The sequence below is a fragment of the Dactylosporangium sp. NPDC049140 genome (genome assembly GCF_040648435.1).
Genome location: NZ_JBEZDS010000003.1, coordinates 263,921 through 287,786, shown reverse-complemented (window position 1 = coordinate 287,786; position 23,866 = coordinate 263,921). Strand labels below are relative to the sequence as shown.

Below are 23,866 nucleotides of genomic sequence, written 5' to 3'. Positions count from 1 at the left end.
ACCATCTTGGCGATGGCAGTTCCATATGAAGCGACAGGCCGCACGGGGCAGAAGTCGCGGACCCGACAGGCGCTCGTCGAGGCAACCCGTGAACTGCTCGGCGACGGGCTGAGCCCGCAGGTCGAGGACGCCGCCGCGCGGGCCGGGATCTCGCGCACGACCGCGTACCGGTACTTCCCGAACCAGCGCAGCCTGCTTCTCGCGGCGCATCCGCAGATCTCGCCGGACACGCTGCTCGGCGACGATGCTCCTGACGAGCCGTTCGCCCGGCTCGATGCGTGCCTGGCGGCCTTCACGGAGTACAACTTCGCCTGGGAACCCCAGCTGCGCACCTCACTGCGGCTCTCCCTCGAGCCCGGCGGCCGCGCCCCGGCCGAGCGCCTGGCGCTGCGCCAGGGCCGCGCGATCGGCTGGATCGAGGACGGGCTGCGCCCGGTGCGCGCGCGGCACCCGGGCGTCGACGTGCGCGCGCTCGCCGTCGCGATCCGCTCGGCGACGGGGATCGAGACGCTCGTCTGGCTCGTCGACATCGCCGGCCAGACCCGGGAGGAGGCGGCCCGGACGGTCCGGGGCACCGCGCGGGCGCTGCTCGAGGCCGCCCTCCGCGCCGCGACCTGACCGGGCGGGGCGCCGTCAGCCGGTGCCGCGGACCTTCAGGCCGGCGGCGCGGTACACGGCGTCGATCACCGTCATCGTGCGTACCGAGTCCTCCGGCGGGGTGAGGTTCGGGCCCTCGTCGAGCACCGCGGCGGCGAAGGCGCGCAGCTGGTGGACGTACGTCGCCTCGCCCGGCACCTTCTCGCGCGTCGTGCGGCCCGCGCGCGTGACCGTCAGGCGGTGGTACACGTTGGGCATCAGGTAGTTGAAGATCTTCAGGGAGCCCTCCGAGCCCGTGTAGCGCGCGGAGAGGTCCAGCACGCGGCGGGACCAGAGGCTGGCGGTGGTGCGGCCGGTGGCGCCGCCCGGGAAGCGGTACTCCGCGACCATGGCCCGGTCCACGTCCGGCTTCTGCAGCGTGGCCCGCGCCGCGACCACCTCGGGCTCGGCGCCGCCGAACGTCCGCAGCGCGTGCACCGTGTAGCTGCCCATGTCCATCATGGCGCCGCCGGCGAGGCTGAGGTCGTAGCGGATGTCGGAGAACCTCGGCATCGGCGCGCACAGGGCGGTCTCGATGTGCCGCGGCTCCCCCAGCGTCGGCAGCAGCTCCAGGACCCGTTGGATCAGGGGGTGGTACCGGTAGTGGAACGCCTCCATCACGACGAGCCCGGCCCGCTCGGCGGCCGCGGCGACCTCGCGCGCCTCGGCGGCGTTGGCGGTCAGCGGCTTCTCGCACAGCACGTGCTTGCCGGCGGCGAGCGCGGCGAGGGTCCACTCGTGGTGCAGGCCGTTGGGCAGCGGGTTGTACACGGCGTCGAGGTCCGGGTCGGCGACGAGCTCGGCGTAGCCGGCGTGCACGGCGCCGATGCGGTGCTTGGCCGCGAACGCCTCGGCGCGGGCCCGGTCGCGGGCGGCCACCGCGGCGACCTTGACCAGCGGCACGTCCCGGGCGGGGCGCACCAGCGCGGCGGGCGCGATCCGGGCCGCGCCGAGGATGCCGATCCGCAGGAGGTTGCTCATGCGGCCCGGTGCTCCACGAGCCCGACGAGGTTGCCCTCGCTGTCCTCCACGAACGCCTGCCACTCCGCGGCCCCGGCCGGCCCGAGGGTGTCGTCGGCGTGGGTGAAGATCACGTGGGGCTCGGAGCGGACCGCGGTGCCGGCCGCGCGCAGGCGCTCGACGGTGGCGTCGATGTCGTCGACGGCGAGGTAGAGCAGGGCCGCGGTGGCGTTGCGCTCCAGCAGCAGCCGCGTGCCGTCCAGGTCGAAGAAGACCAGGCCCGGCGGGTCGAAGGTGGCCGCCGGGGCGGTGCCGAGCAGGTCGGCGTACCAGCGGGCGGCCCGGCCGAGGTCCTCGGCGCGCTGAGCGATCTGCACCAGCCTCATGCGGGCAGTATCACACGCTTTTGAAGCGCCCCACGAGCTGCGGCAGCTCCGTCGTCGAGCTGGCCGGAGCTGCGGGCCACGAGGTCGGCGCTGCCGGCCAGGGCCGCGACCGTCTGCCGCACGCCGGCGGTGGCCCGGTCCACGGCGCCGGCCACGGTGCGCGACAGGTCGCCCTCGGCCATCGCGTCCATGGCCACGACGACGGGGTGCAGGCCGCGCTGGCGCCGTCCTTCGGCGGGATCAACGTCGACCGCATCGTTCTGCTCGGCGGCCGGCTTCTGCTCCGTTCCTCCTCGGCGAGCGCGGCGAGGAGCCGGGTGTGCTCGGCCGCGGCGCGATGCTCGGGATGGTCGCGGTAGTGCGGATCGCCTGCCCGGCCGGGATCTTCTGCCAGGGCGCGGACGTCAGCGCGCCGAGCGGGCTTCCAGTTCCGCGAGCACGTCGGCGCTGACCTCCTCGACCGGGCGCATCGCGTCGACGGTCAGCAGGATGCCGCGCCGGGCGTAGAAGGACAGGACCGGCTGGGTGACCTCGCGGTAGAGCTTGAGGCGCTGGCGGATCACGGGCTCGGTGTCGTCGGTGCGGTGCTCGATCTCGGCCCGCTTGAGCAGGCGGCGCAGCAGCTCGTCGTCGTCGGCCCGCAGGTGCAGGGCGACCTGGGCGGTCATGCCGAGGGCGTAGGCCACCCGGTACGCCGCCAGGGCCTGCGACATCGTGCGCGGGACGCCGTCCAGGACGTAGCCGCCGCCGTTCGCGCGCGCCTCGGTCAGGCCTTGGCGCAGCAGGTCGAGGACGACGTCGTCGGGGACCAGGTCGCCGCGGGCGAGCAGTGGCTGGACCCGGCGGCCGAGTTCGGTGCCCTCGGCCACGTTGCGCCGCAGCAGGTCGCCTATGGCCACGCGCGCGATGTCGAAGTGCTCGGCGATCACGGCACCCTGAGTGCCCTTGCCCGCGCCTGGTGGCGCCACCATCAACACCCGCACGCGCAGAACACTAACGCACTTCACTGCTCCGGCAAGCCGCGCCGTCGGCGCGCTACAGCCTCGGCGGCAGAACGTACGAATCCCAACATGGGTGACTTCGCCCATGCGGGGGCGCCGCCGCGAGCCTAACGTGCGGGCATGTCCTTCCTGTCCGACCCGCCCGAGACCGACCCCGGCGTCGAGAGCCTCTACGACGCCGACCGCGAACGGCTCGGCTACGTCGCCAACTACACCCGGGCCCTCGCCTGGCGCCCGGCGGCCGTTGCCGCGTGGGTGGCCCTCAACGGCGCCGTCAAGTCCACGATGGACCTGCGCCGATACGAGCTGGCCACCCTCGCGGCCGCGCGCCGCCTCGGCTCGCGGTACTGCAGCCTCGCCCACGGCGCCGTCCTGCGCGACCGCTTCTACGACGCGGAGACCGTGGCCCGCATCGCCACCGACCACGCCGATGCGGGCCTGTCGCCGGCCGACGCCGCGGTGATGGACTTCGCCGAGCGGGTCGCGGCCGACCCCAACGGCATCACCGCCGCGGAGGTCGACGTGCTGCGCGGGCACGGCCTGAGCGACGCGGAGATCCTCGACGTGGCCCTGACCGCGGCCGCGCGCTGCTTCTTCAGCACCGTGATCGCGGCGGTCGGGGCGCGCCCGGACGCGGCCTTCGAGACCGCGCTGGAGCCCGAGCTGCGGCGGGCGCTGACGGAGTCTTTAGATTGATGGGGTGCACATCATCGGGCGCGACTGCGAGCTGACCGTCCTGCACGAAGCCTGGCGGGCCGCCGCGGCCCGCCCGGGCGTGGTCCTCGTCGAGGGCGGCGCCGGCATCGGCAAGACCGCGCTCGTGACCGCGTTCGCCGCGACCGTCGACGCGGGTGTGCTGGTCGGGGAGGCGCCGTCGATCGGCGGTGACGCCCAGCCCTACGCGCCGTTCCTGGCCGCCCTCGGCGCCGCCGGCCCGGCGAAGGCCGAGCGCGCCACCGACCCGGCGAAGGCCGAGCGCGCCACCGACCCGGCGAAGGCCGAGCGCGCCACCGACCCGGCGAAGGCCGAGCGCGCCACCGGCCCGGCGAAGGCCGAGCTCGTCGCCGACACGGTGAAGGCCGAACTCGTGGCGCGGATCGAGGCGGCCGCGCCCGTGGTGCTCGTGCTCGAGGACCTGGACCGGGCCGACCAGGCCAGCCGCGAGCTCCTCGGCTGCCTCGCGGCGATGCTGAGCCGGCCGGGCGTGCTGGTCGTGGCCACGTACCGCGCCGAACGCGCAACGCCCGGCGCGCGGGCCGGCGACGTGCCCGGAGCCGAACGCGTCACGCTCGGCCCGCTCGCCGACGACGCCGCGGCCCAGCTGCTGGGGCGCGCGGACGCCGCCCTGATCCGGCAGGCCCAGGGCAACCCGCTGCTGCTCCTGGCGCTCGCGGCCCATCCGGACGCCGACCCGCTGCTGGCCCCGTTCCGCGCGCTGCCGCCCGGGAGCCGCGCCGCGGTAAGGGTCGCCGCCGTCCTCGGCCGCGACGTCGACCGGAGCGTGCTGCAGAAGATCACCGGGCCCCCGGACGAGCCCCTGGCCCCGGCCGTCGAGGCGGGCCTGCTGCTCGCGCGCGCGGGCGGGTACCGCTTCCGGCACGACCTGATCCGCGCCGCCGTCCTCGACGACCTGCGCCCCGCCGAGCGCGCCCGCCTGCACCGCCTCGCCGCCGGCGCGATCACGCTCGGGTTCCGCCCGGCCACCGCCGCGCTCGTCGAGCTGGCCGAGCACTGGCACGCGGCCGGCGACGCGGACCGTGCCTTCGACGCCGCCTGGCGCGCCGCCGCCGTGGCCCGCGCCGCCCACGGGGGCCGGCTGCGGATGCTCGAGCGGGTCGCGGCCACCTGGGAGCGCGTCTTCGACCCGGAGTTCCGCACCCGCACCGACCGGGTCGCGGTGCTCATGGCCGCCGCCGTCACCGCGTTGCATGCCGGGGCGCTGGAGCGCGGCCTGGCCCTGACCGCCGAGGCGCTGGCGAACACCCGCGACCCGGCCCGCACCGCGCTGCTGCTGGAGACCCGGGGCCTGCTGCGGTACCGCGGCGGCGACGACGGCATCGAAGACCTCCGCGCCGCCCTGGCCCTGCAGCCCCGCAACCACCGCATCCGGGCCACCCTGGCCAGCCGGCTCGAGGCGCTGTCGCGCTCCCCCGAGGCCTACGCCCTCGCCGAGGACGCGGCGGCCGACCGCGACCCGGCCGTGCGCGCCCTCGCCCTCGTCACCCTCGCGGCCGAGGCCGCCGACCCCGGCCCCGGCGCCGACCCGCAGACCAGCGGCTCGCGCATCGCCGTCGCCCGGGCCCGGGAGGCGGTGGCGCTCGCCCGCGAGGGCGGCGACGACGACACCGAGCTGCTCGCGCGGGTCATGGAGGCGAGCGCGCTCGAGGCCGCCGGCGAGTCCCGGGCCGCGGCCGAGGCGGCCGAGGCGGGGCTGGCGACCGCGCGGCGGGGCGGGCTCCGGCCGGTCCGGGGCCCCATGCTCGCGGCCGCGCTCACCGCGTCGCTCACCGCACTCGGCGAGTGGCCGCGGGCCCGCGCGGTCGCCGGGGAGGCGCTCGCGCTGGAGCCGCCGCCGTTGTACCGCGCGGTGCTCACCATCGCCGCCGGCCGCCTCGACGCGCTCACCGGCGACCGCGAGCGCGCCGCGGCCGCCGCGCGCACGGCCGAGACGCTGCTGGGCGAGCGCTACACCGGCCGGCGATTCCTGATTCCGCTGTGGGAGCTGCACACGCTGCTCGGCGAGGGCGCGCCGCTGGACGACCGGCAGCTGCCGTCCCACCCGGCCCTCGCCTGGTCGCTGCTGCTGGCCCAGCCCGAGCCCGACCGGCGCTTCGCCCAGCGGCTGCCGGTCAACGGCCCCGTCCAGCGGGCCGCGAGCCTCACCGTGGCCCGGCGCTGGGACGAGGCGATCGCCGCGTGGCGGGCGGCCGGCCACCCGTATCGCGTGGCCCAGACCCTGGTGCGGGCCGGGCGCGCGGCCCGCGACAAGTCCACGGCGGTGGCCTGGGCCCGCGAGGCCGGCGCGATCGCGCACCGGCTCGGCGCCCGGCCGCTGGCCGAGGAGGCGTCGGCGCTGCAGAAGAGCGGCCGCCTGGAGCCGGGCGCCGCGCGCCTCACCGACCGCGAGCAGGAGGTGCTGCGGCTCATGGCCGCGGGGCGCACCAACCGGCAGATCGCCGAGGGCCTGTCCATCGCCGTCAAGACGGCCGGCGTGCACGTCACGAACATCCTGGCCAAGCTCGGCGTGAACTCGCGCACCGACGCCGCCGCGGTCGCCCGCCGCCGGGGCCTGCTCGGCTCGTAGCCTTCTGCACACCCTCTTGCCGAAAACGTTTTCGGCGCTCACAGTGTACTCCAGCGCATAGACAGTCGGCGATCCCGCACTGTGCGTCCCGGGCCCCGCCATGCCCGTCACCACCCCTTGCCGGGCCGCTGGCGCGTGCGCCGGGACCGGCCGGGTGCGCACTGGAGGTACACGAAATGCATCGAAACTTTGCGGCGGCGCTGACCATCGCGACCACCCTCACCACCGCGCTGGTCGCAGTCCCGGCGGCGTCCGCCGCCGACTCCGGATCGCTGGCCCGGCCGGCGGCGGACGGCGGCGGCCTCGCCCCGATCCGCGGCACGGTCCCCGGCCTGACCGGCGCCGCGGCCCGCGCGGCCGGCGGCGCGGCCCTCGAACGCTTCGCGCAGGCCCGGCAGCCGGACCGGGCCCCGGCCCGGGCGGCGGTCCAGGCCGCGCAGCTGCACACCGACTGGGGCGTCAACCTGCCGAGCGCGACGACGCAGGGCATCCACGCCACGCAGAGCGTGCTGGACTCCGCGCCGGCCACGACGACCGGCGGCGACTACGTGTACGCGCCGACCGCCCTGCCCGGCGGCGGCGCGTGCATCGAGCTGACCACCGCGTACACGCCGAGCGGCCCGGACCTGTGGGCGTGGGACTGGTGCGGCGGCCGCGACGGCGTCGGCAAGCTCACGCCGATGGACGCGAACTTCCTGAACACGTACACGACCACGGTCAACGGCCGGCGCGCCTACAGCATGGACGAGCACAAGACGTCGACGACGAGCAATACGTGGACGGTGTACCTCTACAACTACGTCACCCACGCCTGGGACACGTACTTCACCAGCTCCGGCGTGTACGACCTGCCGCAGTTCAACTTCGGCTGGAACATGTTCGAGATCTACACCTCGGTCAACCCGGCCACCGGCGCCGGGTACTACTGCCAGACCTTCAACGGCCGCGGCTTCGAGAGCAGCGGCGTGCAGGTCTACGCGGGCGGCGCCTGGGTCGCGGCCACGGCGTCGAACACCTCGACCCCGCGCACCATCCCGCCCGGCAGCGCCTACGACTGCCCGGCCCTGACGTTCACGATGGTCAACGCCAACGACCACTGGCTCGCCCAGATCGGCGGCGGCACGCAACCGACGGGCGGCTCCTACGAGGCCGAGTCGTCCGCCAACACCCTCGCCGGCCAGGCGGCCGTGCGCTCGTCGACCGGGGCCTCCGGCGGCGCGGTCGTCGGCTACGTCGGCAACGGCACGGCGAACCTGCTGCGGTTCAACAACGTCACCGCGGCCGCGGCCGGCAGCCGGACCGTACGCCTCTACTACGCCTCGGGCGCGGCCCGCTCGGTGACGCTCACCGTCAACGGCGCCGCGGGCCCGACCGTGAGCACGCCCTCCACCGGCGGCTGGGACACGATCGGCTCGGTCACCGCGACCGTGAACCTGCAGGCGGGGGCCAACACCATCCAGCTCGGCAACGCCACCGGCTGGGCCCCCGACATCGACCGGATCGTCGTGTCCTGACCGGCCGGGCCGCGTCGGTGCCGGCGCGGCGGTACCGTGCCGCCATGTTCGTCCGCGAACGACCGACGACCCCGGCCGGCCCCGCCGCGCTGGCGCTGCTGATCCTGCGCTGATCTTTGACTGGCGGTCAGAGATCAGGTGTGACATTCCGTTCCATGAACGTCTCGCGGATCGCGGTGTCCAGTTCCCGACCGCTCGGCGGCTCGACGAACAGCTCGGCCAGCAGGAGACCGGCCGCGTACGACGCGTTGACGCCCGACTCCTTGCCGGTCAGGGACTGCAGCGCGCCGCCGAGCCGCGTGGCCGCGCGCAGGAGCCCGCCGGGCAGCCGCCGCACCGGTCGCGGGCGCCCGGCGGCCCCGGCGATGCGGGCGAGCATGTCCCGCCAGGCGAGGTTCTCGTCGGCCACCGGGAGGTCCTCGCCGGAGCCGCGCTCGAGGGCGTCGGCGGTGGTCTCGGCCACGCTGCGGACCGAGACGGCGGCCGTCCCGCCGGGCGGGGCCAGCATCGGCGCCCGGCCGCGGGCCCAGCGGGCCAGCGGCGGCGCCCAGTTCGGGAGCCGGTCGCCGGCGCGGCCGAAGACGAACGGCAGCTCGATGACGGCGACGGGCAGCGCGGGCCCGGCGGCGGCGCGCGCCTCGGCGGCCTGCTCCACCCGGCAGCGGATGTACACGTGCCGCTCCGGCAGCCGCCACTCGGGGTGGAGGCGGTGGAAGTGGGTGTAGTACGAGCCCATGACCACGCCGCGGGTCAGCCCCGCCGCCCGGGCCGCGGTGAAGAGGCGCACGATCGGCTCGACCATCTCGCCGCGCAGCGCCGGGTGGATCGGCCGGGGCCGCGAGCGCTCCTCCTCGCTGCGACCGGCGTGCACGACGCCGTCGTGGCCGTCCAGCAGCGCCCGCAGCTCGTCCGGCGTCGCCGCGCCCAGGTCGAGGGTGTGGTCGACGCCGGGCGCGGCGGTGCGCGCGAGCGAGGTCACGCCGTGCCCCCGCTCGCGCAGCACCTGCACAACATGAGCTCCGATGAGGCCGCTGCCGCCGATCACGAGAATTCGCACGCGGCCGATTCTCGGTGATCTATGCCGACGGTGCCAAGTGGGTGTACGCGTCCGTGGTGAAGAACGGCGGCAGGTACTCCCCGAGCGCGCCCCGCTCCACGATCCCGGCCGCGGCGACGGCCCGCTCGAGCCCGGTACCGGTGCGGCCGTCGGTCAGGGCGGCCAGCTCCTCGGCGAGCAGGGCGCGCACCGTCTCCTCGGTCACCGTGCCGCCGCCCGCGAGCGGCGTGTGGTGGTGCAGCCACTGCCACACCTGGCAGCGGGCGATCTCGGCGGTGGCCGCGTCCTCCATGAGGTTCGACAGCGCCACCGCGCCCGTGCCGCCGAGCCAGGCGTCGATGTACCGCAGCGCCACCGAGATGTTCGCGCGCAGCCCCTCGGCGGTCACCTGGCCCGGGGTCTTGTCGACCGCGAGCAGGTCCGTGGCGGTGACGTCGACGTCGTCGCGGAGCCGGTCGAGCTGGTTCGGCCGGTCGCCCAGGACGGGGTCGAACGCCGCGCGGCAGGTCTGCACCAGGCCCGGGTGCGCGACCCAGGAGCCGTCGAAGCCGTCGCCGGCCTCCCGCTGCTTGTCGGCGCGGACCTTGTCGAACGCGGTCGCGTTGGCGGCCGCGTCCCGGCTCGGGATGAACGCGGCCATGCCGCCGATCGCATGGGCGCCGCGTTTGTGACAGGTGCGCACGAGCAGCTCGGTGTAGGCCCGCATGAACGGCACCGTCATCGTGACCTCGGCGCGGTCGGGCAGGACGAAGTCCGACCACTGGCCGAAGTTCTTGATGATGCTGAAGATGTAGTCCCACCGGCCCGCGTTCAGCCCCGCCGAGTGCTCCCGCAGCTCGTAGAGGATCTCCTCCATCTCGAACGCGGCGGTGATGGTCTCGATGAGCGTCGTGGCCCGGATGGTGCCCGGCGGCAGGCCCAGGTACTCCTGCGCGAAGACGAACACGTCGTTCCAGAGCCGCGCCTCGCGATGGTCCTCGAGCTTGGGCAGGTAGAAGTACGGCCCGGAACCGGCGTCGAGCTGGCGCCAGGCGCAGTGGTACAGGTACAACCCGAAGTCGACGAGGCTGGCGGAGATCGGGCGGCCGTCCACCACGATCCACTTCTCGACCAGGTGCCAGCCGCGGGGCCGCACGACGATCGTGGCGATCTCGTCGCCGAGCGCGTACCGCTTGCCGCGCTCGTCGGTGAAGTCGAGGTTGCGGTCCAGCGCGTCGATGAGGTTGAGCTGCCCGCCGATGACGTTGTCCCACGTCGGCGCGGTCGCGTCCTCGAAGTCGGCCAGCCACACCTTGGCCCCGGAGTTGAGCGCGTTGACGGTCATCTTGCGCTCGGGCGGCCCGGTGATCTCCACCCGGCGGTCCTCCAGCCCGGGGGCCGGCGGGGCGACCCGCCACGACGGGTCGTCGCGGACCCCGGCGGTGTCGGGCCGGAACTCGGGCAGCTGGCCGGCGGCGAAGCGGGCCCGGCGGGCGCGGCGGGTGTCCAGCAGCGCGACGCGGCGGGCGGCGAAGCGGTCGTCGAGGGCGACGAGGAACTCCAGGGCACCGGGCGTGAGGACCTCGTCGTAGCGGGCCGCCAGCACGCCATTGATCTTGTACCTCACGCGAACTGCTCCTGTTCCGTCGAGCCGTGCAGCGCAGTGGTCTCGCCGGCCGGGTTGAGCACGGTGCTGATCAGGTCGAAGTAGCCGGTGCCGACCTCGCGCTGGTGCTTCACCGCGGTGTAGCCGTGCGCCTCGGCGGCGAACTCGCGCTCCTGCAGCGCCACGTAGGCGGTCATGCCCTCGCTGGCGTACCCGCGCGCCAGGTCGAACATCGAGTAGTTCAGCGCGTGGAAGCCGGCCAGGGTGATGAACTGGAACTTGTACCCCATGTGGCCGAGCTCGCGCTGGAACTTCGCGATCGTGGCGTCGTCGAGGTGCTTGCGCCAGTTGAACGACGGCGAGCAGTTGTAGGCCAGCATCTGGTCCGGGTACTCGCGCTTGACGGCCTCGGCGAAGCGCCGCGCGACCTCGAGGTCGGGCGTGCTGGTCTCCATCCACAGCAGGTCGCTGTACGGCGCGTAGGCGATCCCGCGGGCGATGCACGCGTCGACGCCGTTGCCGAAGCGGTAGAAGCCCTCGGCGGTGCGCTCGCCGGTGACGAACGGCGCGTCGCGCTCGTCGATGTCGGTGGTCAGCAGCGTCGCCGCCTGCGCGTCGGTGCGCGCCACGATCAGCGACGGCACGCCGGCGACGTCGGCGGCCAGGCGGGCGGCCTGCAGCGTGCGGATGTGCTGCCCGGTCGGGATGAGCACCTTGCCGCCGAGGTGGCCGCACTTCTTCTCGGACGCGAGCTGGTCCTCCCAGTGCACGCCGGCCGCGCCCGCGACGATCATGCCGGTCATCAGCTCGTACGCGTTGAGGACCCCGCCGAAGCCGGCCTCCGCGTCCGCGACGATCGGGGCGAGCCACTCGGTGCCGGTGTCGCCCTCGGCCGTGGTGATCTGGGCCGCGCGCAGCAGCGCGTTGTTGATCCGCCGCACGACCGCCGGCACCGAGTTCGCCGGGTAGAGGCTCTGGTCGGGGTACGTGTGGCCGGAGAGGTTGGCGTCCGCGGCGACCTGCCAGCCCGACAGGTAGATGGCCTTCAGGCCGGCCCGGACCATCTGCACGGCCTGGTTGCCGGTGAGCGCGCCGAGGGCGTGGACGTAGTCCTCGTCGTGCAGCAGCGACCACAGCCGCTCGGCGCCGCGCCGGGCGAGGGTGTGCTCCTCCTGGATCGCGCCGCGCAGCCGCACCACGTCCGCCGCGTCGTAGTCGCGCCGCACCCCCTGCCAGCGGGGGTCGGTGTCCCATTCCTGCCGCAACTGATCGATCGCGTCGCTCATCGTTCGCTCCCTTGTGTGCCGTGCCTCTCCGCTCACGGTCACACGGGGCAAACGGGCCGGTCGAGGGGCGGAAAAAGCCAAGTCTTGCCAATTTTCCGGGCGACTTTGCTAACTTGCGAAAACACAATTTGACATCGGTGCTATTTCTTGAGGATGGCAAAGGTGTTCGCGGGCGCCCGGCTCCGGCGGCTGCGCGAGGAGCACGGGCTCAGCCAGACCGACGTCGCCCGGCACCTGGCCATCTCGCCGAGCTACCTCAACCAGATCGAGCACGACGTGCGGCCGCTGACCGCGCCGGTGCTCATCCGCGCCACCGAGCTCTTCGGCGTCGACCCGGCCGTGTTCGTACCGCACGAGACCCCGCAGCTCGTCTCCGGGCTGCGCGAGGCGCTGGCCGGCACCGGGAGCATCGCCGACCTCAGCGAGCTCGCCACCCGGCTGCCGGAGCTGGCCGAGTCGATAATCGACCTGCATCGGCGGTACCGCCAGGTCTCCGACCAGCTCACCGAGCTCGTCGGCGACCGCGGCCAGCTCGGGCGCAGCCCGCACGACCAGGTGACCGAGTTCTTCTACCGCCGGCAGAACTACGTGCCCCAGCTCGACGAGGCGGCCGAGGCCCTGGCCGCGCGGATGGGCCTGCGCCGCGGCGAGGTGCGCCCGGCCCTGCGCGACCGGCTGGCCGAGCGGCACGGGGTGCGCATCATGCGCGACGACACGCTCGGCGGGGACCTGCACCGGTACCGGCCGCAGACCCAGACCCTGCACCTCGCGGCCGCGCTGCGGGCCGGGCAGGAGGCGATGCGCATGGCGGCACAGCTCGCGCTGATGGAGTACGCCGACGTCATCGACGAGATCGTCGAGGAGGAGCACTTCGAGGACGTCCAGACCCAGATCCTGACCCGGGTCGGGCTCGCCAACTACTTCGCGGCCGCGCTGATCCTGCCCTACGAGCAGTTCCTGAGCGCCGCCGAGCTGCGCCGCTACGACATCGACCTGCTCGCCGAGCACTTCGCGATGGGCTGGGAGACGGTCTGTCACCGCCTGAGCACCCTGCAGCGCCCGCGGTCCCGCGGCGTGCCGTTCTCCTTCGTGCGCGTCGACCGCGCCGGCAACATGTCCAAGCGCCAGTCCGCGACCGGCTTCCCGTTCTCCCGCACCGGCGGCACCTGTCCACTGTGGAACGTCTACGAGGCCTTCAGCTCCCCGGGCCGCCCGGTCATCCAGGTCGCGGCGATGCCGGACGGGCAGCGGTACCTGTGGATCGCCCGCACCATCACCCGCCACCACGGCGGCTACGGCCAGCCCGGGAAGGTGTACGCGATAGGCCTGGGCTGCGAGATCCGGCACGCCTCGCGCCTGGTGTACTCGACCGGCATGGACCTGACCGACGCCGCCGCCGCGATGCCGATCGGCCCGGGCTGCAAGACCTGCGAACGCGCGACGTGCCCGCAGCGCGCGGCCCCGCCGATCAGCCGCCAGCTGGACCTCGACGAGAACCGCAGCACCTTCGTGCCGTACCCGCTGAAGGGCCGCTGACCGGCTTTCGTGCCGGACCGGCCGGCCGCTGACCGGCTTTCGTGCCGCGCCGGCCGGCCGGTCCCCGCGCCGTACGCGCTGATCGGTCTTCGTGACGGCGCCGTGACGGGCGGCCCGGAGGATGGCGCCCGTTGGACGACGGCGGGAGGGCGGCATGGCCGGATATTCGAATGTCCCGGTCGAGCACGAGCTCGCGTGGGCCGTGGCACCCGAGGTGTATCTCGACGAGGCCTGGCTCGGCGCCGAGTCGCCCGAGGACGTGGCGCAGTGGCTCCGCAACATCGCCAGCGGCGCGGCGACCGGGGCGGCGACCGGGATGGCCGCCGGGCCCTGGGGCGCGCTGGTCGGCGGCCTCGTCGGCGGCGGTCTCGGTGCCCTGCAGACCGCGCTCGCGCCGCCCCCTCCGGCGCCCCCGCCCCGGCCGGGGCCCGCGGCACGGGTCGCCGGCCCCGTACCGGCCCCGGCGCGACCGCCGGACGCGCGCCTTCCGGCCCCCGTGGCGTCGTTCCCGGCTCCGGCCGTCGCCGCGGCCCCGGCTACGGCCACGCCCCCGGGTTCAGCCGTCCGCCCGGCCGCGGATGGCGCGGCCACCCAGCTCGCGAACTTGCTGCCCGTCGCCGTGCAAGCGCTGACGCAGCTCAGCCAGGTGCTCCAGGCCCAGGGCACGGCACCGCCGGCGCCCAGGGCACCGGGCGAGGCGGACGACGAGGCAGTCGCGGAAACGGACGACGAGGCCGGGACCGAGGCGGAACCCGAGCCGGGCGAAGAGACGCTCGAGAACGTCCTCGACGACGAGGCGTGGACCGACGGTGAGGACGAGCCGTGGACGACCAGCTGAAAGCGATGCTCGACGCCACGATGCAGCGGGCCGGCGACGATCCGCTCATGGCCATGCTCATGCAGCAGATGGCGGCATCGCAGACGACCACCGAGGTGGACGACGAGGTGCCACAGCTGCGGAAGCGACTGGCCCAGGCTCAGCGGCTCATCGCACGGCAGCGCGCCGCGGCCGACGCGGCCGACCAGATGGCCGCCTTCGTCGCGCGGGTGTTCGGGGCCTGTCCGGCCTGCTGGGGCCTCAACCGCTTCTGCTCGGTGTGCCTGGGCGACGGCGGCCCCGGGACCCGGGACCTCGACCCGCACGAACTGCTGGAGTGGGTGGGTCCGGCCCTGCGCCGGGCGGGCCTGACGACCACACCGATGATGTCCGAGGCCGCCGCGGAGCGCCCGGGCGAGACCGATCAGTACACACATCGAGGGGGAACCCGTGGCAAGGCTTGAAACGCTCGAAGACATCGACGAATGGCTCGAGAGCGACGACGAAAGCGACGACGAAGGTGACGACGAGGGCCTGCTCGACGTCGTCGGTGGCATTCTCGGCGGCCCCGCCGCCGCGATCGGCAATCTGGTCGGCGGCGTCCTCGGTGGCGGCCCGCCCCGCCCGCCGCTGCCCCGGATCCAGGCGCCGGCGACCGGCCCGGGCGTGTCGACGGCGACGCTCAACACGCCGCAGGGCAACGCGACGCTACGGCTGCCCGAGCCCGTTGTGACCCGAACCGAGTTCGAGACCGGCATCCGGCGGCTGCAGGACGGCATCAACACCGACTCGGCCCGGATCAACACGCTGTCGAACGACCTCAACGCGCTGCGCACGCGGGTCAGCGCGGTCGTCACCGAGAACCAGCGCGACATCCGCCGCGTCCGCACCGCACTCGGCCGTCAGCAGCGCGCCACCCGGGCGGCGCTGCGGCGCATGCAGCAGGAGCAGCGGCAGCAGAACATGATGAACATGGTCGTGTCGATGATGATGCAGAACCAGCTGCAGACGCAGTTCCAGAATCAGCTGGCGCAGCACACGCACGAGCTCGAGGGCAGCGGGCCCAACGCCGGCCCGACGCAGTGGCCGGCCGAGACCGATCCCCCCGTCGCGTCCGGCTCCGGCTCGGCCTCCGGCGGTATGTCGGCCATGCTGCCGATGGTCATGATGATGGGCCAGTCGGGATCCGACGGCCAGTCCGGCGACAGCATGATGCTGCCGATGGTCATGATGATGGCCATGAATACAGGAAGGTGACGAGCCGCCATGACCTACGAATGGATGCTGCCGGTCGTCGCCCTGAACGCCATGAGCCAGCAGGCGCGCCAGCGGGCGCTGAACCCGATGATGCTGACCATGATGCCCGTGGCCCCGGCCATGCGGGGGCCTGTGGCGGCGATCGCGCTCAGCCAGCAGGCCGAGGACTCGATACGCCAGGAGCGGCAGGTCTCCGAGCAGACAGTGCGGGCGGTCGAGATCGCGGCCCGCACGCCGGGCGGGGTCTCGCAACGACACCTCGACGGAGTTCCCGCGCTGGCAACCGTCGACCGCGCGGCGCTGAGCCGGCGCATCAACGCCACGGTGAACACCATCGTCGGCGCCACCGTGCAGCAGGTGGCCCACGAGGCGGTGGCGTTGGTGACGGCGGTCCAGCGGGACGGCGAGGGCGCCATCGACGACAAGGTCGCCGACAAGTACCCGGCGCTGGCCGCCCACTACGGCGGCAAGGAGGGCCTCCTCGACCTGCTCCACCAGATGCAGAACCAGGCCGTCGAAGGACGGCTCGCCGGGGCCGATCGTCCGGCGTCACCCCCCACGGGCGCGGCGCTCGCCGGCGAGGCGCCGGCCGTCGAGCCCGGGCCGGACGGCGGGGCCGGACCCGACGGCGGGGCCCCGTGGCCTCTACCGGCCAAGCAGGCCGCCCGGTCCCGAAGGACCAGGGCGGACTCCTCGGAGGGCTGACCGCGAGACCCGATCCGCGAAGGGAGGCGCAGGACGGTGCCCGGACCGGATGACGGCCTGCAGATCGACCCGGCGGTACGGCAGCTGCTGCTGCGGCGGACCGGCCGCCCGGAGCCGCCGATGCCGGACGAGGAAGGCGCGGACGACATCGTGCCCGTGCTCGCCCGGCTGACGTCGCCCGGCGCCGTCGTCCCCGGCCTGACCGTGCTCGCACGCTTCGGACCCGTGGTGACCGCGCGGGTGCGGCTGGCCGCGCTGTTCGCCGTCCGGGCCCACCCGGCGGTGATAAGTCTCAAGGCGAGCAGCCGCCTGACGGCCGCCCTCGACCGGTCGGTGCCCGAGGTCCGGGCCCGGCCCGCCGACCTGCCCGACATCGGCGGCGGGCCGCTCACGGGCCGGGGCGTCACCGTGGCGTTCCTCGACTGGTCGATCGACTTCGGGCACGCCAACCTGCGCGGTCCGGACGGCTCGTCGCGCATCCGCAAGCTCTGGGATCAGCGCGGCGGGCCCCAGCCGGGGTGCCCGGAGCCGTTCGGATACGGCCGGGTCTTCGACGCCGGCGAGCTGAACCGGGCGCTGGGCACCACGAACCCGTACGAGCACGGCTACGACCCGCTCAGCGGCGACATCCGCCGGGCGGGCACGCACGCGACCCACGTCGCCGACATCGCGGTCGGCAACGGCCGGGCGCCCGGCTCGGCCGCGGGGGTCGCCCCGGGCGCCGAGATCCTGTTCGTGCACCTCGCCCCGGACGACACCCGGCCGGAGGAGGACCTGGGCTCGTCCGTGCAGCTGCTCGAGGCGGTGCGCTGGGCCGTCGACGAGACGGCGGGGCGCCCGCTGGTCGTTCACATGAGCCTCGGGCGGACCGGCGGTCCCCATGACGCGTCGCCGCTGGTGATCCAGGCGCTCGACCATCTGCTCGGGGCCGAGCCGGGCATAGCCGCCGTGATGAGCACCGGCAACTACTTCACGGCCCGGCTGCACGCGCGGGTCCGCGTCCCCGCGGGCGGCGCCGCGTCGCTCGGCTGGAGCATTCCGCCGCCCGGAGACTCCCCGAGCGAGCTCGAGGTCTGGTACGACGGCAACGACCGGCTGCGGATCGTGCTGAGCGACCCGTCGGGCGCCGCCGTCGCCGAGCTGCCGCCCGGCGGTCAGGCGGTCGTGCGGGACGACACCGGGCAGGTCCGGGTGTCGGGCTTCCATCGCCTCGACGACCCGGGCAACGGCTCGAACCACATCGACCTGTTCGTCTGGGCGGGCGCGCCGTCCGGCGTGTGGACCGTCACGCTGCACGGCGAACGGATCGTCGGCGGAGTGGCCGACGCCTACATCGAACGCGGCGACCCGAGGCACCAGTCCCGGCTGACGGATGCGACCGGGCGCGGCACGACGAACTCGGTGTGCAACGGCCGCCTGCCGCTCGCCGTCGGCGCGTACGACCCCGGCTCGCCGACCCGGGAGCCGGCGTCCTTCTCGAGCTCCGGGCCGACGCGCGACGGCCGCGTCAAGCCCGACATCGCCGCGCCGGGCGTGCGGATCCGGGCGGCGCGCTCGGCGATTCCTGGGCCCGGCGGCACCTACCTGCCCAACGGCCTGACCCGCAAGAGCGGCACGAGCATGGCAGCGCCGTTCGTCTCGGGCGCCGTCGCGCTGATGTTCGAGGCGGCCGCGCCGCGGATGCTGCCCATGGCACTCACCCGGTGGGTGGTCATGGAGACCGCGACGCCCGCCGGTGACGAGGAACGCTCGGGCGCCGGGCGCCTGGACGCCGGGGCGGCGTGCCGGCTGGTCCGGGCGATCGCGACGGGCCCGGCGCGCGCACCCGCCCGGACCGAGTCGTCCGAACTGGATGCGACCGCCCCCGACCCGGTCGCCGGGAATGCGGCCGGCGTCGGCGCCGCGGCCACGGCGGCGACAATCGAGCTCGCGGACCGCACGATCCCCGTCGTGCCCTGGGAACCGTCCCAGCATGCGAACGACCTGGACGATGCGATCCGGGCCGCGCTGCTGCGCCCGGGGCATGCCGTCGTACGGACCGCGCCGGACGGCGCCGGGTACCACGTGCTCGCGTTCGGCCCGGACGGCGAGCTGCCCGACCCGGTCACCGCCGTCGTCACCGGTGATCCGGCGCTGCGGGCGATCCTGGTCAACGGCGGCGGGCGGGTCTACGTGCCGGCCGGCCCGCCACCGTCGACGCGCTGGGTCGACGTGCCCGGGCTGCGGTCGTTCTACGCGCTGCCGGCCGCCCGCCGCCGGCGGCTCCGCGCGGCGTGGTCGGGCGCGCTCCTGCGGGCCGTGCCCGCGATCGCGGCGGACACGCTGACCGGCCTGGCCGTGCCGACACTGCGCACCACGCTGGCCGCAGCGGCGCCCGACGCCCTGCCGGTTCGCCCGGTGCACCGCGGCACGCCCACACGCGACGTGGGGGGCGTCGTTCACGGCGTCACGGTGCCGGTGCCGAGCGCGCCGCCGGTCGAACCGCACTGCTACCTGCCGGTGATCGCGGCGGTCGAGGGCAGGCTGGAAAGCATCAACGCCTGGGACCTCGGGGCCGGCATCAGCCTCGGCCCGATCCAGTTCAACGCCGACCGGGCCGCACTGTTCCGGTTCCTGTGGCGGCTGCGGGGCGCCGACCGGGAGTTGTTCGAGACGCTGTTCACCCGGCGGCTGGGGTGGTCCATGACATGGGACGGCGACCACGCCGACCTGCTCGTGCCGGACGGCGCCGGCGCCGAGCGGCTGCACGGGCGGGTCGCCGACGACGACGTCCGGCGCGCGGTCACCTACCTGCAGTCGGGCTCCGTCCACCACGCGCACCGCGACGGACCATGGCGGCGGACGCTCGCGGAGGTGTTCCGCGATGCGGTCGCGTGGCCGCACGTCCAGAGCATGGTCACCGACGTCAGCGCCTGGTGGCTGGGCCGGGCGCTGCGGGCCGTGCATGCGGCCGGTATCGGCCCGCTCGACCCTGTCCGGCCCGACCGGGCCACGTTCGTGCTCACGGCGATCCTGCTGTCGGGGGCCGTGCGGTACTCCGGGTCACTGGCGCCGATGCTCAGCGAGTTGGGGCGCTGGCCCTCCGTCGAGGACCGGCTGGCCCACTGGCCCGACGCGCTCGCCGCGATCGGCGACCGGTTCGCGGAGCTACGGGAGCGGCTGCCACGCCAGGCGGGGACGGCCGACGCCGTGTACGACGAGCTGACCGCGATCCTCGGTGCGCCCCGCCCGGCCCGCTAGCGCAGGTCATCGCTGCGCAGGCGCGATCGTCAGGCCCGGACGGGCGATCCGCACCGTCCAGGCCACCTCGCCCGTCGTGGTGCGGGTGCTGGTGTCCTGGCGCCCACCGCCCCCACCGATCTCGACCGTGCCCAGGATCGTGAACTTGACGTTGCCCTGCAGCTCCAGCTGTTCCGCCACGGCCTGCTGCGAGCCGGCCCTGATCTCGATGTCCTGATGGTCCTGGATCGCGGTGAACGCCAGGTAGGCCGCGGCGATCCGGGAGGGCACGACGATCGAGCCCGCCAGCACGGGGCCGCCGGCCGCCGGCGAGTCGGCCTGCGGCACCGCCAGGAGCTGCAGCACTCCCTGCGGCTTCAGCCAGAAGTCGGCGTACGAGGCGGTGCCGCCGGCCAGCTCGGATCGGCCGGTGAACGTCTCGCCCCGCGGACCGGCGTACTGCAGGAAGCACACGTGCGCCCCGAGCGGCGTGTTGTCGAAGGCGCTGACCATGATCTGGACGTTGACGGGGAGCCAACCGGCGCCCCGCAGCAAGGCCCGCCGCCGCGCTGCGCTCACCGTGATGACGTCGGGTTCGAAGGTGATCTGGCGGGTCGGCGGGGGCCACTGCTCGGCCGGCCCGAGCAGCCAGTCCCGCACCTGTTCCGCCTGTTCGGACTGGTCATCTTCCATGTCGCCCGGATACCGCCAGAAGCCGAGGTTGACCGTCATGCCGCGATGGTGCCCGGCGAGCGTCACCGGGCAGTCACCACGCGGCGCCACTGCGGTCCGCCACGGCACGGCAACACCTTCGGCATATTGCTAAGACAGATTAGCTAAGCTATCTTAGCGAACGTGACACTGGCCCAGGACCTGCGGCTCGCGGTCGGACGCTTCGCGCGCCGGCTGCGACAGCTCTACGCCGACGGCGACGACAACCTCTCGTTCCTCGAGCTGGCCGTGCTCCAGCGCCTGGAGCGCCTCGGCCCGACCGGCCCCGGCGCCCTGGCCGGCCAGGAGCAGGTGACGTCGGCCGCGATCGCGCCGGTCCTGCGGCGCCTCGACGAGCAGGCGTACATCACCCGCGCCCCCGACCCGTCCGACGGCCGCCGCGCGGTCGTGACCATCAGCGCGACGGGCCGCTCGGCCCTGCTGACCCGCGAGGCCGCGAGCGTCACGCGCATCGACGCCGCCCTCGCCACCCTCACCGCCGACGAGCGCCGACGCCTCGCCGACGTGATCCCCCTCCTGGAGAAGGTGACCGCGCAGCTATGACCTGGACCCCGCTCGAGCCCGACGTGTCGGCGTTCCTCGACGCGTACGACACCGGCGACGCCCCGGCCCTGTTCGCCGACACGTTCCTGGCCCTCGACCCGGCCCGCGCGGTCGCGGTCACCCCGGCCCAGCTGACCGCCGCCCTGCCGGCGCGGCGCGCGATGTTCGACCGCGCGGGGGTGGGCGCCCTGAGCCGCACGGACGCGCGCCAGCAGCGCCTGGACGACCACTACCTCCTGGTGAACGCCGACTGGTCCGCCCCGCGCGCCGGCACCGACCCGCTGCACCTGACCTCGACGCTCCTGCTGCGCCGCGACAACGGCGGGTTCCAGATCCTGATGTACCTCAACCACACCGACCTCACCACCGCCCTCGCCGCCGGCTGAAGTCGCCCGACTCGGCCAGCACGTTCGCGAGGTTGCCACCCGGCCCGGCGACGCTGCCCTGAGGCTCCGCCGCCGGGTCCGGGCGACGGCCGTTACAGGATGCCGCGGGCGTGGAAGGCGGCCCGCACCTGGTTCGCCGCGGCCGGGCCGTACAGGGCCCGCGCCGTCTTCACCGTCTGGGTCGCGGCCGCCGGCATCGTGGTGTTCGGGTCGAAGCAGAAGTGGGCCTCGAGGATCACGCGGTTCGCGCGGGTGCGGCCCAGCGCGTTGTTGATGTCGAACAGGGCCCGCGACCAGATCTCGCCGTCCGCGTGCACCTCGCCGACCAGGTCGGCCGGGTACATCTTCGGGCCGTCCACACGGCGCAGGCAGTGCGGCAGGTCGTCGGTGTAGGAGGTCGAGTCCCAGTCGGCGATGCAGGCCAGCGGGGTGCGCCGGGTGTCCGCGCTGCTCGCCTGCGACATCGTGAATGCCCAGTAGTCGCCGAAGCCCTCGCCGATCGAGCCGGCCTCCAGCTCCTCGCCGAAGCCGGGGACCTGGTCGTCCTGGATGGCGTGGCCGTACTCGTGCCAGATGACCTCGTTGTCCTCGGCGTCGTCGACGCCGCCGGTGCCGAAGGTGATGCCGTCCGTGTCCGGGTCGTAGAACGAGTTGTCGTCGGTCAGGCCGGTCGTCGCGTAGTCCTGCGGCTCGTTGTTGACGTCGCGGAAGCCGAGCTGGTGGATGTACTCCTGGGCCGAGGTGATGCTGTAGTACGCCATCACCTGCTCGAACCCGGGCTGGGAGCGGTTGTACTGGTACACCCGCCGCTTCGACTGCACCGGGTTGTCGCTGATGTTGTCGGCGTAGTCGCCCTGCAGGGTGTCCGTCCGGGCGTTGAGATGCGTCAGCGGCACCGTCCGGTACGCGGCCCGCAGCGCCGGATAGTTGGCGTCGTCGTTGTCGGTGAGCGACTCGTTCTGCAGGCTCACCACCGGGTTCGGGTCGAAGACCGTGCCGGTGCCGGTGGCCTCCCGGGCCAGGTACTTCTCCTGCAGCGTGGCGCCGCTGCCGGCGTCGAGCACGGTGCGCACGGTGCCGTGCCCGGTGCGGGTCGCGACCAGCCAGGCGAGCTTGGCGGTGGCGCCCGGCACGACGACGAGCTCCGAGCGGGCGACCTGGCCGCCGGTGCGCCCGGCCACCGAGCTGCGCGCGCGGTCCGGGGCGACGCCGGGCACCTCGCTCGCCAGGCCCTTCACCTGGAGCCGGCCGTCCTGCACGGTGACCTCGCCGGTCGCGGCGTCGGAGTGGGTGGCGTACCAGCCGCCGAGGACGGGCAGGCCGTGGTACAGCTGCTGGTACCACGTGTGCGTGCCGAGCAGCGACTGGCGCACCTGCACCGGCCGCAGCCCGTCGGGCAGGGGCGGGGCCGCGTGCGCGGCGGTGCCGCCCGTCGTGATGAGGAGCGCCCCGCCGGCCACTGCCGCGAGCCATCGATTCACGCGTCGACGCATCATGACGCGACCCTAGAACACATCTGCATGTACTGATGTGATGCGAGGGGATGGACGAGGGGCTACGAAATCCCGGCGCGCACCCGGCGGATGAGCGTGTCGATCTTCTCCGCGAGGGCGGGCGGGCACATCGAGGTACCGTGGCCGCCGATCGAAGGCGTCGAGCCCGGGCGCAGCAGCTCCAGGCGCTGGTGAGCGTCCTTGAGGGCGGCCGGGTCGTCGGCGCGCAGGGCCCGGTCGATGCGGGCGGTCAGCCCGTCGAGCAGGATCCACGCCGCGGCCGGCAGCCGCCAGCGCTGGGCGTCGGCCAGGGTGTCCACGACGCCGCGCGGGGCCCGGTCAGCCGACAAGGCCCGCCGCCGGGAAGAACACCTCGACGCTCAGGCCGCCGCCGGGGCGCGGGCGGGCGTGGATGGTCGCGGCGTGGGCGGTCGCGATCGCACGGACGATGGACAGGCCCAGCCCGTGGTGGCCGTCGTCGGCGACGCGGCGCATGCGCTGGAACGGCTCGAACAGCCGCTCGACCTGGTCGGGCGGCACCACGGGGCCGGTGTTGGCGACGATCAGCCGAGCGTACCCGTCCATCCGCCGCACGCCCACCTCCACGACACCCCCGGGCGCGTTGTAGTGGATCGCGTTGTCGAGCAGGTTGGCCACCAGCCGCGCCACGAGGGTGGGGTCGCCGACGATGCGGGCCGGCCGGATCGTCGCGGCCACGGTCAGCTCGTGCGGGCCCAGCCCGGCCAGGGCCGCCTCCACCATCGCGTCGAGCTCGAACGGGACGCCGCCGTCGCGGGCCGACTCGCTACCGGTCAGCGTGAGCAGCGACTCGAGCAGGGCGCCCCGGTGCCGGTTGACCGCCAGCAGCTGCTCGAAGTTGGCGCGGTACGACTCCACGGTCGCCCCGTTGTCGATGAGCGGCTCCTCCAGCAGGGCGTGCTCGACGGTGAGCGGCGTGCGCAGCTCGTGCGCGGCGTTGGCGACGAACCGCTTGTGCCCGTCCAGCGCCAGCTCGAGCCGGCCGAGCAGCCCGTCGATGGTGTCGGCCAGGTCCCGGAACTCGTCGCGCGGGCCCTGCAGGGCGAGGCGCTCGTGCACGTTGCGGCCGGAGATGCGCTCCAGGCGCTCGTTCATGGTGCGCATCGGGCGCAGCATCCGCCCGGCCAGGACCCAACCGCCGCCGAGCGAGACCGGCACCATGATGAGCAGCGCAAGACCGGGCACGAGCAGAAGGTCGCGCTGGTACCCGTCGTTGTCGCTCGGCAGCCGCGAGGCCACACCGGCCGGGCCGGGCCGGGGCGCCTCGATCACGCGCGGCGCCGGCCCGTCCGTGGGCAGCGTGAGCGACACGAGGACGACGAGCACCAGCAGCACGATTCCGGAGACGAAGCTGGCGAGGCTGTACAGCAGCGTGAGCCGCCACCGCAGCCGGTTCGACGGGACCATGAC

Annotated in this window: 23 protein-coding genes; 12 read left to right on the top strand and 11 right to left on the bottom strand. The window is 74.3% G+C overall.

Features of this window, described 5'->3' with window-relative positions:
* Window positions 1–12 precede the first annotated feature (12 nt).
* A complete protein-coding gene (locus AB0B76_RS07640) occupies window positions 13–618 on the top strand; it encodes a TetR/AcrR family transcriptional regulator (protein WP_360371003.1) in 606 nt (201 codons plus the stop codon).
* 15 nt (window positions 619–633) lie between these two features.
* Here the strand turns inward: AB0B76_RS07640 and AB0B76_RS07635 are convergent, their stop codons facing one another.
* From AB0B76_RS07635 to AB0B76_RS07620, 4 genes are all read right to left on the bottom strand, one after another.
* On the bottom strand, window positions 634–1,617 hold the full coding sequence (locus tag AB0B76_RS07635; RefSeq protein WP_360371000.1) for a Gfo/Idh/MocA family oxidoreductase: 984 nt from the start codon (window positions 1,615–1,617) through the stop codon (window positions 634–636).
* A complete protein-coding gene (locus tag AB0B76_RS07630; RefSeq protein WP_360370997.1) occupies window positions 1,614–1,982 on the bottom strand; it encodes a VOC family protein in 369 nt (122 codons plus the stop codon). The genes AB0B76_RS07635 and AB0B76_RS07630 overlap by 4 nt, the downstream gene beginning before the upstream one ends.
* A complete protein-coding gene (locus tag AB0B76_RS07625; RefSeq protein ID WP_360370994.1) occupies window positions 1,979–2,179 on the bottom strand; it encodes a hypothetical protein in 201 nt (66 codons plus the stop codon). The genes AB0B76_RS07630 and AB0B76_RS07625 overlap by 4 nt, the downstream gene beginning before the upstream one ends.
* 207 nt (window positions 2,180–2,386) lie before the next feature.
* A complete protein-coding gene (locus tag AB0B76_RS07620; protein ID WP_360370991.1) occupies window positions 2,387–2,965 on the bottom strand; it encodes an adenylate kinase in 579 nt (192 codons plus the stop codon).
* A gap of 138 nt (window positions 2,966–3,103) precedes the next feature.
* On the opposite strand from AB0B76_RS07620, the gene AB0B76_RS07615 reads away from it, so the two are divergent.
* The 3 genes from AB0B76_RS07615 to AB0B76_RS07605 all read left to right on the top strand — a co-directional run bounded on the left by AB0B76_RS07615 (window position 3,104) and on the right by AB0B76_RS07605 (window position 7,801).
* Window positions 3,104–3,679 carry a peroxidase-related enzyme gene (locus AB0B76_RS07615; RefSeq protein ID WP_360370988.1) on the top strand — a complete coding sequence of 192 codons (576 nt, stop codon included), beginning with the start codon at window positions 3,104–3,106 and terminating at the stop codon, window positions 3,677–3,679.
* A 4-nt stretch (window positions 3,680–3,683) separates the two neighbouring features.
* Entirely contained in the window at window positions 3,684–6,287 is a 2,604-nt protein-coding gene (locus AB0B76_RS07610) for an AAA family ATPase (RefSeq protein ID WP_360370985.1), read from the top strand.
* Window positions 6,288–6,463: 176 nt separating this feature from the next.
* Window positions 6,464–7,801 carry a carbohydrate-binding protein gene (locus AB0B76_RS07605; protein ID WP_360370982.1) on the top strand — a complete coding sequence of 446 codons (1,338 nt, stop codon included), beginning with the start codon at window positions 6,464–6,466 and terminating at the stop codon, window positions 7,799–7,801.
* Between the two features lie 127 nt (window positions 7,802–7,928).
* Here the strand turns inward: AB0B76_RS07605 and AB0B76_RS07600 are convergent, their stop codons facing one another.
* Genes AB0B76_RS07600 through aceA form a run of 3 tightly spaced genes read right to left on the bottom strand, consistent with a single transcriptional unit; the run spans window position 7,929 to window position 11,729 of the window.
* Entirely contained in the window at window positions 7,929–8,858 is a 930-nt protein-coding gene (locus tag AB0B76_RS07600) for an NAD(P)H-binding protein (RefSeq protein WP_360370979.1), read from the bottom strand.
* Between the two features lie 19 nt (window positions 8,859–8,877).
* Entirely contained in the window at window positions 8,878–10,464 is a 1,587-nt protein-coding gene (aceB, locus tag AB0B76_RS07595) for a malate synthase A (RefSeq protein WP_360370976.1), read from the bottom strand.
* Entirely contained in the window at window positions 10,461–11,729 is a 1,269-nt protein-coding gene (gene aceA / locus AB0B76_RS07590; RefSeq protein WP_360370973.1) for an isocitrate lyase, read from the bottom strand. Before aceA ends, aceB begins: the two co-directional genes overlap by 4 nt.
* 153 nt (window positions 11,730–11,882) lie before the next feature.
* Here aceA and AB0B76_RS07585 point away from each other — a divergent pair, with 153 nt between their 5' ends.
* The 6 genes from AB0B76_RS07585 to AB0B76_RS07560 all read left to right on the top strand — a co-directional run bounded on the left by AB0B76_RS07585 (window position 11,883) and on the right by AB0B76_RS07560 (window position 19,284).
* Entirely contained in the window at window positions 11,883–13,265 is a 1,383-nt protein-coding gene (locus tag AB0B76_RS07585) for a short-chain fatty acyl-CoA regulator family protein (RefSeq protein WP_360370970.1), read from the top strand.
* 154 nt (window positions 13,266–13,419) lie between these two features.
* Complete coding sequence (locus AB0B76_RS07580) at window positions 13,420–14,103, top strand: hypothetical protein (RefSeq protein ID WP_360370967.1); 684 nt, start codon at window positions 13,420–13,422, stop codon at window positions 14,101–14,103.
* The gene (locus AB0B76_RS07575) at window positions 14,088–14,546 is read left to right on the top strand and encodes a hypothetical protein (RefSeq protein ID WP_360370964.1); all 459 of its coding nucleotides are present in this window, start codon (window positions 14,088–14,090) and stop codon (window positions 14,544–14,546) included. Before AB0B76_RS07580 ends, AB0B76_RS07575 begins: the two co-directional genes overlap by 16 nt.
* Entirely contained in the window at window positions 14,533–15,339 is an 807-nt protein-coding gene (locus AB0B76_RS07570) for a hypothetical protein (protein ID WP_360370961.1), read from the top strand. The genes AB0B76_RS07575 and AB0B76_RS07570 overlap by 14 nt, the downstream gene beginning before the upstream one ends.
* 9 nt (window positions 15,340–15,348) lie before the next feature.
* Entirely contained in the window at window positions 15,349–16,044 is a 696-nt protein-coding gene (locus AB0B76_RS07565; RefSeq protein ID WP_360370958.1) for a hypothetical protein, read from the top strand.
* Between the two features lie 36 nt (window positions 16,045–16,080).
* Window positions 16,081–19,284: a S8 family serine peptidase gene (locus tag AB0B76_RS07560; protein WP_360370955.1), complete on the top strand. Its 3,204-nt coding sequence runs from the start codon at window positions 16,081–16,083 to the stop codon at window positions 19,282–19,284.
* Between the two features lie 6 nt (window positions 19,285–19,290).
* Here AB0B76_RS07560 and AB0B76_RS07555 read toward each other — a convergent pair whose 3' ends face one another.
* Window positions 19,291–19,995 (bottom strand): hypothetical protein, encoded by a 705-nt coding sequence (locus AB0B76_RS07555; protein ID WP_360370953.1) that lies wholly within the window; start codon window positions 19,993–19,995, stop codon window positions 19,291–19,293.
* Between the two features lie 123 nt (window positions 19,996–20,118).
* On the opposite strand from AB0B76_RS07555, the gene AB0B76_RS07550 reads away from it, so the two are divergent.
* Together AB0B76_RS07550 and AB0B76_RS07545 are read left to right on the top strand one after the other, a co-directional pair.
* Entirely contained in the window at window positions 20,119–20,538 is a 420-nt protein-coding gene (locus AB0B76_RS07550) for a MarR family transcriptional regulator (protein WP_360370950.1), read from the top strand.
* Entirely contained in the window at window positions 20,535–20,924 is a 390-nt protein-coding gene (locus tag AB0B76_RS07545; RefSeq protein ID WP_360370947.1) for a hypothetical protein, read from the top strand. The genes AB0B76_RS07550 and AB0B76_RS07545 overlap by 4 nt, the downstream gene beginning before the upstream one ends.
* A gap of 92 nt (window positions 20,925–21,016) precedes the next feature.
* Here the strand turns inward: AB0B76_RS07545 and AB0B76_RS07540 are convergent, their stop codons facing one another.
* From AB0B76_RS07540 to AB0B76_RS07530, 3 genes are read right to left on the bottom strand one after another with little or no spacing between them, the layout of a single operon-like run.
* On the bottom strand, window positions 21,017–22,420 hold the full coding sequence (locus AB0B76_RS07540; RefSeq protein ID WP_360370944.1) for a M36 family metallopeptidase: 1,404 nt from the start codon (window positions 22,418–22,420) through the stop codon (window positions 21,017–21,019).
* Window positions 22,421–22,479: 59 nt separating this feature from the next.
* Window positions 22,480–22,767, bottom strand: coding sequence for a CATRA system-associated protein (locus AB0B76_RS07535; protein ID WP_360370942.1), 288 nt, complete (start codon window positions 22,765–22,767; stop codon window positions 22,480–22,482).
* Window positions 22,757–23,863 (bottom strand): HAMP domain-containing sensor histidine kinase, encoded by a 1,107-nt coding sequence (locus AB0B76_RS07530; protein WP_360370939.1) that lies wholly within the window; start codon window positions 23,861–23,863, stop codon window positions 22,757–22,759. Before AB0B76_RS07530 ends, AB0B76_RS07535 begins: the two co-directional genes overlap by 11 nt.
* Window positions 23,864–23,866 lie beyond the last annotated feature (3 nt).